The following is a 16,151-nucleotide window of genomic DNA, read 5'->3' as shown; positions in this document are numbered from 1 at the left end:
TTTCGGGTCAAAAAGCTGCAGTCTGTGTTCATTCTGCAGCTTTTTTACTATAATATGTGGTGTGAAGGTATTAGGTATACTTACCTATTTCTTTCCGATTCAAGATCCCAGACTCTGTGCTTTTCTATAGCTTGGATAAATTTTTCCTTAGGATTGGCATCTTCCCGGGTGATGATTGCCGGATCTTCACGTTTTTCTAAACCAACATTACTCTTGTTACGAAGCATTTCTGTATCTGTCCCAAAATAAATGGCTTTACAATGTTTATAGGCTTCATTAATAAAGTGTAATACAAGATGTTTATTCTCAGGAATCATCAGCTCTTTAACCGATCCTTCGCCTGAACAAATAAAAAGAGCATCAAAACAAACACTGGAAGTACTTGTCAGGGAATGTTTAGGAATAAACTCTTCACCGTCATCCGCACTGACTTTAGCCAAGGTGGGGGCAATAAATTCAACTCTTGCCCCTTCTTTTTCCAGTGTTTTTTTAAGGTCATCGACTTCTCCTCCGTTTATCCCATTAGCCATAATAAATCCGATTTTTCTACTTTTGATCGTGTTCTTAATGGTATTCCGCATACTCAATGCTTCAGAGGCCTTTGTCTTCGGCTCTTTTTCTTCGCTTTGCAGATCTGCTATAGTACTGTCTGCGGGTAGGCTTTGATTTGGCCAGTCTAATTTTTTTACTTCAACGCCTAATTTCTCGGCTACTCTTGAGGCAAGAATCATATCGATATAAGCAAGTTGCCCGACAAGCCTTTCTCTGACTTCCGGCAGGGATACTTTGGATAATTCAAAAATCAATGCATTTTCAAGATGTTGTTTCTCCGGTGTCGATTGACTGTTGTAGAATAATTTGGCCTGTGAATAATGATCCACAAAACTTTTGCTTCTTTCTCTGATTTTAGTTCCCGAAACTCTTTCTTCCTGCGATACAAAGCCTCCTTCAGACATCATCGCCTGAAAAGGGCATCCGCCTCCTGTAGAATTGGGGTCATAACTGCTTTTTCCCTTCACAATCTGCTGTCTCATATGTCCGTCCCTTTGATTATTATGGACAGTGTTTATAGACCTGTTAATAGGGATTTCATGAAAGTTGGGGGATCCCAGTCTGGATAACTGAGTATCAGTGTATGAAAATAGTCTGCCTTGCAGCAATGGATCATTGGTAAAATCAATACCTGGAATAATATGTCCCGGATGAAAAGCAACCTGTTCGGTTTCGGCAAAGAAATTATCAGGATTTCGGTTTAGTGTCAATGTTCCGAATATTTCTACCGGTACTTCTTCTTCAGGTACTAACTTAGTGGGGTCAAGAAGATCAAAGTCAAATTTATGTTCATCATCTTCAGGAATCAGCTGTACTCCGAAATCCCATTCCGGATAATCTCCGTTTTCAATCGCTTCCCAAAGATCTCTTTTATGAAAATCAGAATCTACGCCGGATATAACCTGAGCTTCATTCCAGGCTACTGAATGAACACCTAGCTTCGGTTTAAAGTGGAATTTTACAAAGTGTACTTTTCCTTCGTCATTGATGAATTTATAAGAATGTACTCCAAATCCCTCCATCATCCTCAGACTTCTTGGGATCGCTCTGTCACTCATCAGCCACATAACCATATGCATACTTTCAGGCATCAACGAGATAAAATCCCAGAAAGTATCATGTGCAGAAGCAGCTTGCGGTATTTCATTGTCAGGTTCAGGTTTTACAGCGTGTATAAGATCCGGAAACTTCATAGCGTCCTGAATAAAAAATACAGGCATATTATTTCCTACCAGATCATAATTACCTTCTTCTGTATAAAATTTAATAGCAAACCCCCGTACATCTCTTGCAAGATCAGTACTTCCTTTGCTTCCGGCAACAGTTGAGAATCTTACAAAAACCGGGGTTTCCTTACCTACTTTCGTTAAAAAACCAGCCTTGGTATAATCTGCGAGACTTTTATTGAGTTTAAAAATCCCATGTGCTCCGGAACCGCGTGCGTGCACTACTCTTTCAGGGATTCGTTCGTGATCAAAATGCGTAATTTTTTCTCTTAGAATAAAATCTTCCAACAATGAAGGACCACGTCCTCCTGCTTTTAAAGAATCCTGATTATTATTGATCTTCAGCCCCTGATTGGTGGTAAGCTTTTCATTTTCATTAGAAGTACTGTGTAAATCCAGTTGTTCTGCTTTTTTGTTAGGTTCGTTGGTTTTCATATTCATAATCTTTTTGTGGTTGGTGTATTGTAGACTAAAGAACTAATCAGTTTTACTCTCAAGGGTCTTAAGAAGCCTGTTGATATACTCTTCCTCTTTCAAAACTTTATAATAAGCTGTTTTAGCATACAAACTGAAGGCAGGGGATTCAAATCTTATTTCCGCATCCATACTTCTTGTTTCCGTTGTGTTTTTAGAATGAAAATCACGGATATTGAGGATATATTCTTCTAAATAAGTATCTATTACTCCTTTCAGGACTTCACATGTCGCATTGTGTTTAATCTTTTCCAAAGACTTTATCAAAAAAGCGGTAACTCCATACGAATTAATAATAACCGGAAATAATGATTCATTCTCCAGTACATTATTTTTATCATTCAACCCTGAATGTTGCCATGTCTCATTTTCAAATATCATAGGTATAAGGTTATTAGTTAACAGAAGCTTTTAAATATTGTTCAAAATAATGCAGGTCGTTTTTATCTTTTATAGACAAATAAAACATAATCTGTTCAGGTTCTTTTAGACCAATACTACCAAAACAATCGAAATGAGCAATTAATGCCTGTATATTTTCAATATCAATATCTTTCAGAATAACAAATAAAAGAAAGATGTTTTCTTTGATCTCTTTAGCATAGATTGCGGCTCCATCTTCAAAACAGTTTCCTGTATGGGATACTTTTATAAACTCCTTGTGTTTCAGCATTCTTATAATTTTCTGACATTCCATATAGTTTGATTTCATGATTAAAATAAGCCCTGTACAATAGGCTACATGGTTTATTATATGCATGTTTTAATCTTCCTGTTCTGCATCAAAATTGATGGAGATTTCCGCAATATCAGTAAGGTGAGAATCGGTATCTTCTTCTTCCTGAAGTGTTCTTTCCAGAAGGTCAGCAGCCTTATTATGCCCCATAGTAATAGCAAGTTGGGCAAGCCCGCCATAAGTGGCAATTTCGTAATGTTCCACTTTTTGTGCTGCAATAATTAGTGCAACATCTCTTGTAGCAGAGCCGTCTTCCGTTGATCTGATGGCTTCTTCACCCTCTTCAATAATTCCTTGTATAGCCTTACATTCTTTCTTTTCAGGCTTTTCGTCAATGAGTTTGAAAACTTTTTCCAGACGTTTAACGTGTTTCTGGGTCTGAAGGTGATGATCTTCAAAGGCATCTTTCAGTTCTTCTGTTGTAGCAGCTTCCTGCATTTTTTCCAATGCTTCAAGAATAGCATTTTCCGCATAGTAAATGTCTTTAAGGGCACTTACAAAGAACTTGTGAAGCGGTGAATTTTTCATTTCATCCTTGTTGACGGTTGATTTGTCTGCCGTTCCTTTTTTGGTGGCAGAAATTGCATTGTTCGTTTCTAATATTTTATTTGGCATGGTGTGAATGGTATTTTATTTTAAAAGGATCAGCTCTTTATTGATAGCTAAAGAAGTAATCCAGGAAAAAGAATTATGAATTACTTCTGACACTGAATCCGGAACGACCTGAAATTCTTCCGTTTCCGTGGGAAGTCTGCCTGTTGGTTTTCACTGCTGTCTCTTGAATTTATAGTGCTCATAACTGATTTTTATTAATATTTAGTGATGGATGTTATAGTCCGCGGCTAGTATCAGACGGCAACGAGGGGGTGTCGGTAATTTTACAATGATAGATAAAAGCAAAATGCTTTTTGCGTGCCTTTTACTAAGTGCTTAAGAATGTAATAAAGACCTATATATCAAATGTATATATAAAACATTCATTTTTTTATGATCTGAGTCATATCAATGTATATTAATATAAAATTTATCAGATTTTTAAAGTCAATATTCTTCTTTTTCTGTTTTATGCGTTCTCATCACAGTTTCTATACAATCCTTAAAGCCAGGCAATCTTCTTATACATATAAAAATTGCTAATAATACACATACAATATTTTTAGTATAAAATTTTGCGATTTTCAATTCTCACTATTTTATCCCTTTCCATATGTTTAATCGTCCTTATTGCCGTTTCTACGCAAAGCCCTGTAAGGCTTGCCATCTGCTGCCTGGTTAATGGAATCAAAAAAGAATAAGGGCTCAAATCCTTTTGAAAACTTTTAAGATAATCCATCAATCCTTTAAGCCTTATGGAAGGATTTTGGGATGATAGATTCTGCATCATGATAAATTTATAATAAAGACGTTCGGAAAGAAAGCTGTTGACTTCCACATACAATTCCGGAGACTCGTTCAGGAGATTGAAAAAAATGGATTTATGAAGTTTTAGAACACTGCACTCTGTAATAGCTTCAGCATTCATAGGATAAGGCTTATCCACGAAAAGGATAGATTCTCCACAGCTTTGACCATCGGATAAGATGTTTTGAATGAATTCTTTTCCTTCCTCATTATAATTATTGAGTTTCACCTCTCCTGTAATGATCTGGTAATAATAATTAGGAATGTCTCCTTCTGAAAATAAAGTTTCTGAAGGGGTATAATGTCTCGTTTCTGCTCCCGCTGAAATCAAAATGTTTTCGTCGATAACCATAATAGTTGTTTTTGGTGTTGTTTTTTCTTCTTCTTTTCTCTTAGTCTTAGTAAAAATATCATTGGGAACTGATTCTTTTCTTTATACAAAAATCGCACCTTTACATTTGTGAAATAAGTTAAAAAAAGTTAAAATACATATTAACTTAAGGATGTTTTTCAAATTATGATTTATTATTTACATAAAAAGGTTAAATAAATTGATTATTTTGATACCACATTTTCAACATAATCTTCTATAAAACTGTTAAATGCAAAAACCGTTTCCATAATTCGAAAACGGTTTTTGCAAATATGACCAGGGATACCTCTTTTTTCTTATGTATCGGATATTTCAGTTACCTGAGACATAAATTCCTTTTTAAACAAAAAGTAAAAAAGCGATAAGAATGTCATGCATATTTTCTTTGGTGACAGATTTATAATAAACTATTAAGCTATCTGTTATTTTATAAACTGAATCATAATAATTTTCCTATTTCGCAAACTTTTTAGTTCCCGCAACACATAAAATAACTCCAACCGTAACTCCTAACATGCCTATACTTACCTGCTCATGAAGAAGATATGCTGCCAATGCCAATCCAAAGAAAGGTTGTAATAACTGAAGTTGCCCTACAGTAGTAATCCCACCCTGCGCTAGTCCTTTATACCAGAATATAAAACCGATAAACATACTGAATAAAGAAATATATCCTAGTCCAAACCAACCTCTGAAACTAACCGCCTCCAGGTTGCCGGGAAAATAAATAAAGAACAAGGGAAGCATAATAGGTAAAGACAGCACCAACGCCCAGGAAATCACTTGCCACCCACCTAATGTTTTGGAAAGTTTAGCTCCTTCCGCATATCCTAATCCACATAAAATAACTGCCAGTAACATCAGAATATCTCCGATCGGAGAAGCTGAAATCCCTTGAGAAACAGCATATCCTATCACCAAAAGGCTTCCAATAACAGAAAATAACCAAAATACAGGATGCGGTCTTTCTCCACCCCGAAACACACCAAAAATAGCGGTGGCCAGTGGAAGCATTCCCAGAAAGACAATAGAATGGGCTGAAGTGAGGTATTGTAATGCCAATGAAGAAAGCAATGGGAATCCAATCACACATCCGATAGCAACAAGCGCCAATGAAAATATCTGATTTTTTGCAGGACGCTTTTCTTTATAGATCAACAGAACCGAAAGAGCCAATATTCCAGCAATGACGGCACGGGCTATGGTAACAAAAATCGGGTCCATTTCCATAACTGCTAACTTTGTTGCCGGCATTGAGCCACTAAAGAGCAGTACCCCTATGAAACCATTGATCCATCCGCTTACGGCCTGATCCTTTGAAATTGTATTTGTCATCATTTTTCTACGTTTTAATTGTATGCAGCAAAATTAGAAAGGAAAAATAAATAAACACAGTATCAGTTTTGTATATTTGCATGAGCACAGTTTAAAAAAAATGAGTAAAGAATTTTTATATACAGAAATAGCAGGAGGCATTGCCACCCAAATTAAAAACGGAGTTTTGAAGGCTGGAGACAAGCTTCCATCGGTCCGAATGCTATGTCAGGAACATCAGGTAAGTATGAACACTGCAAAGCGGGTTTTTCTGGAACTCGAATCACAATCTCTGGTAGAATCAAAGCCGCAATCCGGTTATTTTGTAAGCCAGTTGCTGTCTGTGAAACTTCCTTTACCTGAGGTAAGCCGTCCTTCTTTAATGGCCAATAATGATGAGCCGAATGAATTGATCAGTAAGGTATATGAAAATATGGGACGGAAAGATCTTACCTTTTTCTCTATCGGAATTCCCTCCGGAGATCTTTTACCACAAGCTAAGCTGAAAAAAGAAATTGTACATGCTATACGTGAGCTGAAAGAAGGAGGAACTGAATATGAGGAACTTCAGGGAAATTTAAAATTGAGACGAATGATCGCAGTACGCTCCTTACAATGGGGAGGTAACCTCAGCGAAAATGATCTCATTACAACAAACGGAGGTATGAATGCCTTATCTTTTTGCCTCATGGCTTTAGGAAAACCCGGAGACACCATTGCCATCGAAAGCCCATGCTATCCCGGAATTCTACAGCTAGCGAATGGATTAGGATTAAAAGTGCTGGAAATTCCCACCCATCCTACTACAGGAATTGAAGTGGAAGCATTAAAGAAAGTAATTCCCAAAATAGATCTGTGTCTGCTGATCCCCAATTTTAATTCTCCACTGGGGAGTTGCATGCCTGATGAAAATAAAAAAGAAGTGGTAAAAATTCTTTCTGAAAATAATATCCCGTTGATTGAAGACGATGTATATGGAGATCTTTATTTCGGTTCATCCCGTCCAAAATGTTGCAAATCCTTCGATAAAGACGGGAGTGTTTTATACTGCAGCTCAATCTCAAAAACACTGGCTCCCGGATATCGTGTAGGTTGGATCGCTCCCGGAAAGTATAAGGATAAAATTTTAAAGCTTAAGCTTTTACATTCTACTTCATCCATCTCAATTGTTAATGAGGCGGTAGCCAATTTTCTGAAGTCAGGGAGATACGAAAAGCATCTTCAGCAGCTTCGTAAAACACTGCAAAATAATTATCAAAATTATGTACAAACCATCGCTGAATCTTTTCCGGAAGGTACAAAAACAAGCCGTCCACAAGGAGGGTTATCTATTTGGATAGAATTTGACAAAAAAATCCGCACTACTGAGCTTTATGATCTGGCTATTAAACAGAATATAAGTATTGCTCCCGGAAGAATGTTTACTTTACAGGAGCAGTTTGAAAACTGTATGAGACTTTGTATCGGGCTTCCTTGGTCACAGGAAACCCAGTCAAAACTCAGACAGGTTGGCCATCTTGCCAAAAAGATTTATTTATAATAAGGAAAAAAGAAACTGGATACATCCGGTTTCCTACTTTTGCATTATTTTTTATCAGGAACGAAATTCTTTCTTGCCAATTCTTTTCTTACCCTGCTTAAGCTCTCAGGAGTGATACCAAGGTAAGAAGCAATCATCCATTGGGGAACTCTCAGCAATAAGTCAGGATACATTTTAATGAACTTCATATATCTTTCTTCTGCAGTCTCGCCCAATAAAGAATTTATTCTGTTTTGAAGACTTCTGATATGTTTCTGCAACAGGAAGTCACTTCTTTCAATACTATTTGGAAACTGTTCAACCAGTTTATTAAAGAAATCAGGATGCAGGAACAGAACTTCAGAATCCTCTACAGCTTCTATATAATAATTTGAATTTTCATTAAAATAAAGACTGCTTCGGTCAGAAATGAGCCAGCTTTCAGGAGCAAACTGTATAATATGTTCTTTTCCGTTTTTATCAATAGAATACATCTTTAAAAGACCTTTCTCTACAAAAAAGATATGCCTGCATATTTCGCCATATTGAAGAAGAAACTGGTTTTTAGGAATTTTCTTTACTTCATAATGCAGGCTACATGTGTTCACATTCTGAAGAGGGACATTCAATACTTTGGCTAAATAATTATTAATATTCTTCATTATACAATCTGGCTTAAAGAGATATCTTCATGTGAAGAGCTGTAAACGGGCTTTCCGTTCTCAATAACAATCAACTGCGGGCTTTCATGTCTTATTTCAAGATCTGCCGCAATTTTGTTTGAAATAGATCTGTGGGCTAACAGATCCAGAAAATATAAATCTATCTGTTGATCAGAATTTTCAACCTCCTTTTCAAAATTCCTCAAAACGGTCTTGCTGATAAAGCAACTTGTTGAATGTTTGAATATCGCTATTTTATGATGATAAGAATTCTCAATGGCTTTTGCCAGATCTTCTTCAGATTCTATCTTTTTCCAGAAAGATTTTTGATCAGGGGCTTCATTTTTTCCTCCAAATATTTTATCAAAAAAACTCATACATTAAATTGTTTTAAATGATGATCAAGATGTTTATACTCTAAAAATTCCCAGTCCTTTTCAGTCATATTTCCGAATAATCTGTGGCTGTCCGGTAGTTTTTTGTTGTCACATGCAACCCGGAATTCCTCCAGCGTTTTCAGCAGATTGGTTTTTGATTCATCAAAATCACACTCAAAATTAACAATTAGTTTTTGAAAAGTAGGCATGTTTCTGGGAATTCCGTTATTGAAAACATACATTTCTACCTTCGTCATGGCTCCTATGGCCCTGAAGAGGATATTAACACGTGGAAGTTCTATCTTTTTTAAAGCAACCTGAAGTACAAGATCGCAATGTTTTAGCATTTGGGATACATTCATCCTTCCCCATTTCCCTGGGGAGTCTTCGGAAAGTTTGGAAATCCTATCTGTAATTTCCCAGTAATGTTTGGAATTATTGAGTTTTTTCTTTACCAACCTTTTTCTTTCTTCAGATTTTCAATATGTGCAAAATGATGATTACAATGCCAGGCATATAAGGCAAGACTATCTCTTAAATTATAATCTTTGTTATGCTCAGGATGATGAAAGGTTCTTTCAAACTGTTTATTGGTAAGACTTTTTAAAAGCGTTATCCATCTTTGGTGAGTTCCTTTAAGCATTCTCATAGCCGGTTTCACGGGCATATGAAAACTATCCTGAAGTTCTGCCCATTTGGCTTCGTCATAAGGTTTAATAGTAGGGTTATCTTCGGTAAGTGCCAGTTTAAAACGAATAAAGCTATTCATATGGCTGTCTGAAAGATGATTAACAAGCTGTCTTACCGTCCACCCTCCTTCTCTGTAAGGGGTATCCAGCTGCTCATCTGTAAAATGTTCAATGAGATTTTTGAGCCTTCCCGGAAAATCTTTAATAACTTTAATATAAACATCTAAAGCAATATCATTAATATTCTCAGGAGCTTCAAACTGTCCTATTGGAAATTTTTTATTCTCTAAATCACTCATTGTTCAGGTTTTAATTTTTAATATATCTAAATTTCATTGCCATTAGTCTTTCAGACCATTCATTCAATAAAGGCTGGTGTAAATGTATCAAAAATTCAAGAATCTAAAATGAAGAAAGTATTAATTGTACTCATAAAACCGTAGATATCTTTCAATAATAAGGCTTCAGTTGTTCAGAACTGAAGCCTTGTTATATTATAACTTAGTAACCGTGTAAATCAACATCTTCGGTTCGTTGTAAGGGCACTTTTTTTCCCATTTTCTTCTGGATTACTCTGAAATGCTGTAATTCATCATCCGTAAGTATGTTAATCGCGGTTCCTTTTTCGTTGGCACGTCCTGTTCTTCCAATACGGTGAATGTAATCTAAAGGCGAACGTGGTAATTCATAATTGATTACACAAGGTAAGGATTCGATATGAATTCCTCTGCCAATCAGGTCTGTGGCCACCAAAAATTGTGCTCCATTCACTTTAAATTCTTCTAAATTATTTCTACGCGCTCCTTGTGATTTTTGACTATGAATAGCGACTGCCTTGATTTTATTTTTTTTAAGTTTTTCCACCAGGTTATCTGCTGCTCTTGTAGATGAAACAAAAATCAAGGCTTTTTCAACTTTCTTTTCTTTAATTAAATATCTTAAAAAAGGACCTTTTCTTTCTGGAGAAACATGATATGCCAACTGCTCGATACTATCTATTTCAATTTCTTCTTTCTTAATTTCAACAATAACAGGATCAATAGACAAACGCTCTTTCATTTCAGAAACCTTATCATTTAAAGTTGCTGAAAATAATATGGTTTGCTTCACGACAGGCATTAATGCAAAAAGTTTATTCATTTCTTCACCAAAACCCAATTGAAACATCTTATCAGCTTCATCAATCACCAAATGCTGGATTTTTGAAATACTCAAGGCATTATGATCAATCAAATCTAATAAACGTCCGGGTGTTGCGATGAGAACCTCTACTCCAAACATCCCTTTCATCTGTGGGTTGATAGAAACACCACCATAAACAGCCATTGTACGGATTTCCCTTTTTAAATTTCCGGTAAAAGCCTTACAAACCTCATCAATCTGAATAGCTAATTCGCGGGTTGGAACCACTATTAAAACCTGAACATTACGGTCTTTTTTCACTTCCAAATTCTGTAGTTTTTCTAAAATTGGCATTACGAAACAAGCCGTTTTTCCGGAACCTGTCTGTGCAATTCCCATCAGATCCTTCCCTTGTAAAATAACAGGAATTGCCTGTTCCTGGATAGGAAATGGTTTTAGATAACCCAATTTTTTAACAGAACGAATAATATTGGATGATAATCCTAAAGACTCAAATGACATAAAAATATTTATTTACGGCAAAGATACGCTTTTGATATGTAAAAGGCTTGAAGCGGCGTTATGGGGGAATAAAGTGATAATGGTTATTCTGTAGTGGCAGTCAGTCGATACATCACGAAAAACAACTTCCTGCTTCTATCTCCTGTCTTTTATTTTTTTATTGCCGATTTGTCCGATAATTCAGTTTTGGACAAATTTTTGTGTATTAGTTTCGTAAATTTATCAAAAATTCGAGAAATCTAAATATGAAAAAAGCGTTAATAATAGTCGATGTACAGAATGATTTTTGTGAAGGCGGTGCATTGGCAGTCCCTGGATCAAATGAAATAATCCCTTACATTAATCTTCTGATGGAAGAAAACGAATATGATCAGATTATTTTGACTCAAGACTGGCATCCTGCAGGACATAAAAGTTTTGCGAGCAGCAATGGCAGAAACGTCGGGGAAAATATTATTTTAAATGGAGTTCCGCAATTTATGTGGCCGGATCATTGCATCCAGGGAACTTTCGGAGCAGAGTTCCATAAAGACCTGAATCAGGATAAAGTAACTCATGTTATCCAAAAAGGTAAAAATATTGAGATCGATAGCTATAGCGGATTCCAGGACAATAATCATTTTATGAAAACAGGTCTGGATGATTTCTTGAAATATCACGACATTCAATTAGTAGAAATTGTTGGATTAGCAATGGATTATTGCGTGAAATTTACCGCTTTAGATGCGGTCTCTAATGGTTATATTACGTGTCTGCATTTCAATGGAACCCGTGCCGTAAACGTAAAACCGGACAATGGCAGAGATGCAATCTACGAAATGATTGAAAAAGGAGTCACTGTTCTTGGTTAATCAAATCCAGTCAGTGCTAGTATCTTAAATGTATTTATATACTATACTTTCAAAAGCGCGGAAATTTCTTTCTGCGCTTTTTCTTTAATAAAATAATGGGTTCCTGATAGTGATTAAAGAATGTCTTGAATTTATGATAATTCTCTATATTTGAAAAAAACATCATTAATGAAAAAAGTCATTCTATCTGCAGTCCTCTTTTTGGGAATTTTTACAAAGGCTCAAAATACATCAGATTCTCAATTCAAATATCTGGAATATGATATTGAAAAAATACAAAATCTTTATAAAAGTAATAAGGTCACAGTAAAAGAAGTCGTTGAAGCTTACCTTAAGCGCATCAATGACATCGATAAAAACGGAATACAATTGAACTCTGTAATCACTACCAACCCTGATGCTGTTAAAATTGCTGATTCTTTGGATCATTTGGATTCAAAATTTAAGAATACACCCTTATTTGGAATTCCTGTCTTATTAAAAGATAATATAGATACTCATGATAAAATGCCCAACACAGCAGGTTCTCTTGCATTAAAGAATTCTTTCCCATTACAAGACAGCTACCTCGTTAAAAAGCTGAGAGAAGCAGGTGCTGTCATTATTGGAAAAACCAATCTTAGTGAGTGGGCAAATTTCAGAGGTGAAAAATCGACAAGCGGCTGGAGCGGATTGGGCGGACTTACTAAAAACCCATATATTCTGAATAGAAATACCTGCGGATCCAGTGCCGGTTCCGGTGCTTCAATATCCTCTAATCTCGGTATCATTGCAATCGGTACAGAAACTAACGGATCCATCATTTGTCCCTCCAGCATTAATGGAATTGTTGGGTTAAAACCTACTGTCGGCTTAATTTCCAGACAAGGGATTATCCCTATTTCTTTTTCACAGGATACTGCAGGACCCATGGCAAGAACAGTAAAAGATATTGCAATAAGTCTCGGAACGATGGTAGGAGAAGACAAGGATGACAAAAAAACTATTGGTAACACTTCATTTTCAGATACAGACTACACAAAATTCCTTCATTTGAATGGTTTAAAAGGGAAAAGGCTTGGATACACGCAAGATATAACAAAAGGAGCCAGTAAAAAAGTGGATGACTTATTTCTTCGGACTTTAAAAGTTTTGGAAGCGCAGGGAGCTGTTATTATTAAAATAGAAAAAGACATCCTTTCAGATGAAACTCAGGAAAAGTCATTTCAACTGATGATTAATGAATTTAAAGACGGCTTAAATAAATACTTCTTATCCTTAGGTAAAAATGCCGTTATCAAAAACATTGATGAATTAATCGCTTTTAATAAAAGAAATAAGGAAGAATTACAATATTTTGGGCAGGAATACCTAGAGCTTGCCGCCAAAAGTAACGGAATAAAAGATAAAAATTATAGTAAAAACGTAAAAATAGCTCAGGAAGGAAGTCGCAAAAAAGGAATAGATTTAGTGATGGACCAATATAAGCTGGATGCTATTATCTCTCCCGCAACTACCGAAGCCTGGAAAACAGACCTTAAAAACGGAGACCAGTACACCTTTGGAAGTGCCGATGCAGCTGCGATTGCAGGTTATCCCAGTATTACACTGCCCATGGGATATATTGATGAATTACCCGTCGGGATCTTATTTTCAGCCCGAAAATGGGAAGAAGGAAAACTCATTAATATGGCATATACTTTTGAACAAACCAACCCGCAAAGAAAAGCACCGAAATTCTTAACCGGACAATAAACATTAAATTAATTGTAAAAAATAAAAAAGCACAGAAATTATTTTCTGCGCTTTTTTATCTTTAAACGTAAAATAGTTCTTATGAAGAATAAAATATAGTACAAGTAGAATCTAAAAGGTCATAACCTGTAGCTATTTTAAAGCATTTTAAGATTATTTACTTCCAGTTCTGAAAGGATTCTCCAGTGTCCTCTCTTGATATTCTTCTTCGTTAATCCGGCAAACATTACTCTATCTAAAGATTCCACCTCATATCCTAATCTTTGGAATATTCTTCTGATCACACGGTTCCATCCGATGTGAATTTCAATTCCGATCTCATTTTTAGGTTTTCCTTCAATGTATGAAATCTGATCAACAACAGCTAATCCTTCGTCAAGACGAATCCCTTCTGCAATAAGACGCAGATCTTCACCTGTTAACTTCTTATCCAGTGTTACATGATAAATCTTTTTAGCATCAAATGATGGATGCGTCAATTTTTTAGTCATGTGTCCATCGTTCGTTAACAAAATAACTCCCGTTGTAGAGCGATCAAGTCTTCCCACAGGGAAAAGTCTGTATGGAGAAGCATTGGCTACAAGATCCATTACCGTTTTTCTGGCCTTATCATCCTTTGTTGTTGAAATATAACCTTTTGGCTTATTTAAAAGTACATACACAGGTTTCTCAGGAGTAATACCTTGTCCATCAAAAACGACTCTATCCGTTTTTTGTACCTGATATCCCATTTCCGTTACCACCTGTCCGTTTACCTCTACCAGCCCCTGAGTAATAAGCTCATCTGCTTCTCTTCTGCTGCAGATTCCTGAATTTGCAATATACTTATTAAGACGGATACTGTCTTTATAAACGTCCTTTTCAATTTTATTCAGCCTTCTTTTCTGTACAAAAGATCTTGTTTTGTCATCATTTCTGTCATCTTCACTAGAGGGTCTTCTGCCATATTTCAGACTTCCTCTTTCATACTTGTCTCTTGTATCGAAGCTTTTACCGCCTCTTTTAGGTTTTCCAAAAGATTTTTTCTCGTAGCTCTCACTTTTATTGGTAATATAAGCTCTACTTTCAGATTTTGAACCAGAATCTTCATTGGATTGATGGAAAGAGTCTGTATTTTTCTTGAAAGGTTTTTTTTCAAATCTTGAATTGGATCCTTTATGTTCCGGCCCTTTTTTTGTGCCGTCCTTAGAAAAAGGTTTTTTAAAAGGTTTTGATCCTGAAGAATTTCCAGATCTGGAAGCACGAGAATCATCAGAACTTTTCTTGGTTGAAATTCTTGGTCTCTTTGGTCTGTCTGAATTATTATTATCTCTGCTCATTCTAAAAATTTCTGCAAAGATAGTAATTTAGTTACGAGTTAAAAATTAAGAATCATAACTTTGCAGTATAGTTTACATTTTAACCTTACATATATTTGGAGATGATAACAATATTAAACGATGATTTTTCCCAGCTCAACGACTTTCTTCATGAGAAGTCATTCAGCAAAATTTTTATTTTAGTCGATGAAAACACCCATGAATATTGCCTTCCTACTCTTTTAGGGAATATGGAAACCGATCTGGGATTTGAAATTTTGGAGATTGAAGCCGGTGAGGAAATGAAAAATATCCAGACCGCCAATCAACTTTGGGAAATTCTTACGGAAATGCAGGCAGACAGAAAAGCACTGGTTATCAATCTTGGTGGCGGTGTGATTACAGATATGGGAGGTTTTGTTGCTTCTACCTATAAAAGAGGAATACAATTTATCAATATTCCTACTACCCTTCTTTCCATGTGTGATGCCTCTATCGGAGGAAAAACAGGAATTGACCTGATGCATTACAAAAACATGGTAGGAACTTTTGCCTTCCCTGAACAGATATTTATTTTTCCCAAGTTTTTAGAGACATTACCTTTTAAAGAACTGAGAAGTGGTTTTGCAGAAATGTTGAAACACGGATTGATTGCCGATACATCGCACTGGAATCAGCTGATTCAGATCCAAAAACTTGAGGTAGGAACTGTAACCCCTCATATCCAAACATCTATGAACATCAAACAAGAGGTAGTAGAAAAAGACTTCCACGAGAGCAATATCAGAAAGACCCTCAACTTTGGTCATACCATAGGACATTCGGTGGAGAGTCTATGTCTGCAACAGGGAAATCCTATTCTTCATGGAGAAGCTGTTGCCATGGGAATGATTTCTGAAGCTCACCTGGCTTATCTGGAAGGTCTTATTTCGGAAGATGATTCGAAACTGATTATTGAAAATATCCAGAGATATTATCCTTATTTGGATATCAGTGATTTTAAAGATGAAGATATTACAGCATTACTGATGAATGATAAAAAAAATACAGACAGTAAAATCAATTTTTCACTGCTTACAGGAATAGGTTCGTGTACCTATGACCATCAGTGTAGTCAGAAAAATATTCTGGAAGCCATTCATTTTTATAAAAAACTGAATGATCTTTAAATCAAACTTTTCTTTTTAGCTTAAAAAACCTAAACGAATAGTTTTTATTTTACTTTTTGCCAGACTATCCTTTCTTATAAAAAGAATACAAGCCTGACTTTAAATAGTCAGGCTTGTGTATTGATAACTGTC

16 protein-coding genes are annotated in these 16,151 nt (G+C 35.8%); 4 read left to right on the top strand and 12 right to left on the bottom strand.

What is annotated here, in order from left to right:
• Window positions 1-80: 80 nt before the first annotated feature.
• The 6 genes from C1631_RS02130 to C1631_RS02105 all read right to left on the bottom strand — a co-directional run bounded on the left by C1631_RS02130 (window position 81) and on the right by C1631_RS02105 (window position 6,100).
• Window positions 81-2,219, bottom strand: a complete 2,139-nt coding sequence (locus tag C1631_RS02130) for a catalase (RefSeq protein ID WP_109710117.1) — start codon at window positions 2,217-2,219, stop codon at window positions 81-83.
• 36 nt (window positions 2,220-2,255) lie between these two features.
• On the bottom strand, window positions 2,256-2,633 hold the full coding sequence (locus C1631_RS02125; protein WP_103249314.1) for a hypothetical protein: 378 nt from the start codon (window positions 2,631-2,633) through the stop codon (window positions 2,256-2,258).
• A 13-nt stretch (window positions 2,634-2,646) separates the two neighbouring features.
• Complete coding sequence (locus C1631_RS02120; protein WP_123966564.1) at window positions 2,647-3,012, bottom strand: hypothetical protein; 366 nt, start codon at window positions 3,010-3,012, stop codon at window positions 2,647-2,649.
• Window positions 3,013-3,015: 3 nt separating this feature from the next.
• Entirely contained in the window at window positions 3,016-3,603 is a 588-nt protein-coding gene (locus tag C1631_RS02115; protein WP_103249312.1) for a YciE/YciF ferroxidase family protein, read from the bottom strand.
• A gap of 541 nt (window positions 3,604-4,144) precedes the next feature.
• Window positions 4,145-4,741: a Crp/Fnr family transcriptional regulator gene (locus C1631_RS02110; RefSeq protein ID WP_109710116.1), complete on the bottom strand. Its 597-nt coding sequence runs from the start codon at window positions 4,739-4,741 to the stop codon at window positions 4,145-4,147.
• Window positions 4,742-5,215: 474 nt separating this feature from the next.
• Window positions 5,216-6,100 (bottom strand): DMT family transporter, encoded by an 885-nt coding sequence (locus tag C1631_RS02105; RefSeq protein ID WP_109710114.1) that lies wholly within the window; start codon window positions 6,098-6,100, stop codon window positions 5,216-5,218.
• Window positions 6,101-6,197: 97 nt separating this feature from the next.
• Between C1631_RS02105 and C1631_RS02100 the strand changes: the two genes are divergently transcribed.
• On the top strand, window positions 6,198-7,616 hold the full coding sequence (locus tag C1631_RS02100) for an aminotransferase-like domain-containing protein (protein ID WP_109710113.1): 1,419 nt from the start codon (window positions 6,198-6,200) through the stop codon (window positions 7,614-7,616).
• A 44-nt stretch (window positions 7,617-7,660) separates the two neighbouring features.
• Here C1631_RS02100 and C1631_RS02095 read toward each other — a convergent pair whose 3' ends face one another.
• The 5 genes from C1631_RS02095 to C1631_RS02075 all read right to left on the bottom strand — a co-directional run bounded on the left by C1631_RS02095 (window position 7,661) and on the right by C1631_RS02075 (window position 10,967).
• Window positions 7,661-8,257 (bottom strand): Crp/Fnr family transcriptional regulator, encoded by a 597-nt coding sequence (locus C1631_RS02095; protein WP_109710111.1) that lies wholly within the window; start codon window positions 8,255-8,257, stop codon window positions 7,661-7,663.
• On the bottom strand, window positions 8,257-8,634 hold the full coding sequence (gene ytxJ / locus C1631_RS02090; protein WP_109710109.1) for a bacillithiol system redox-active protein YtxJ: 378 nt from the start codon (window positions 8,632-8,634) through the stop codon (window positions 8,257-8,259). Before ytxJ ends, C1631_RS02095 begins: the two co-directional genes overlap by 1 nt.
• On the bottom strand, window positions 8,631-9,092 hold the full coding sequence (locus C1631_RS02085; RefSeq protein ID WP_228440962.1) for a DUF1569 domain-containing protein: 462 nt from the start codon (window positions 9,090-9,092) through the stop codon (window positions 8,631-8,633). The genes ytxJ and C1631_RS02085 overlap by 4 nt, the downstream gene beginning before the upstream one ends.
• Entirely contained in the window at window positions 9,086-9,622 is a 537-nt protein-coding gene (locus tag C1631_RS02080) for a YfiT family bacillithiol transferase (protein ID WP_109710107.1), read from the bottom strand. Before C1631_RS02080 ends, C1631_RS02085 begins: the two co-directional genes overlap by 7 nt.
• Before the next feature lie 202 nt (window positions 9,623-9,824).
• Window positions 9,825-10,967, bottom strand: a complete 1,143-nt coding sequence (locus tag C1631_RS02075) for a DEAD/DEAH box helicase (RefSeq protein ID WP_109710105.1) — start codon at window positions 10,965-10,967, stop codon at window positions 9,825-9,827.
• Between the two features lie 245 nt (window positions 10,968-11,212).
• Here C1631_RS02075 and pncA point away from each other — a divergent pair, with 245 nt between their 5' ends.
• Entirely contained in the window at window positions 11,213-11,818 is a 606-nt protein-coding gene (pncA, locus tag C1631_RS02070) for a bifunctional nicotinamidase/pyrazinamidase (protein WP_103249650.1), read from the top strand.
• 168 nt (window positions 11,819-11,986) lie between these two features.
• Complete coding sequence (locus tag C1631_RS02065) at window positions 11,987-13,552, top strand: amidase (RefSeq protein WP_109710104.1); 1,566 nt, start codon at window positions 11,987-11,989, stop codon at window positions 13,550-13,552.
• A 137-nt stretch (window positions 13,553-13,689) separates the two neighbouring features.
• Here C1631_RS02065 and C1631_RS02060 read toward each other — a convergent pair whose 3' ends face one another.
• On the bottom strand, window positions 13,690-14,871 hold the full coding sequence (locus tag C1631_RS02060) for a pseudouridine synthase (RefSeq protein WP_103249588.1): 1,182 nt from the start codon (window positions 14,869-14,871) through the stop codon (window positions 13,690-13,692).
• 101 nt (window positions 14,872-14,972) lie between these two features.
• Here C1631_RS02060 and aroB point away from each other — a divergent pair, with 101 nt between their 5' ends.
• Window positions 14,973-16,019, top strand: a complete 1,047-nt coding sequence (aroB, locus tag C1631_RS02055; RefSeq protein WP_109710102.1) for a 3-dehydroquinate synthase — start codon at window positions 14,973-14,975, stop codon at window positions 16,017-16,019.
• Window positions 16,020-16,151 lie beyond the last annotated feature (132 nt).

The sequence above is a fragment of the Chryseobacterium phosphatilyticum genome (assembly GCF_002899825.2).
GTDB classification, from domain to species: domain Bacteria; phylum Bacteroidota; class Bacteroidia; order Flavobacteriales; family Weeksellaceae; genus Chryseobacterium; species Chryseobacterium phosphatilyticum.
The sequence above is the reverse complement of the archived record's forward strand: the minus strand, read 5'-3'. Positions and strand labels throughout refer to the sequence as shown.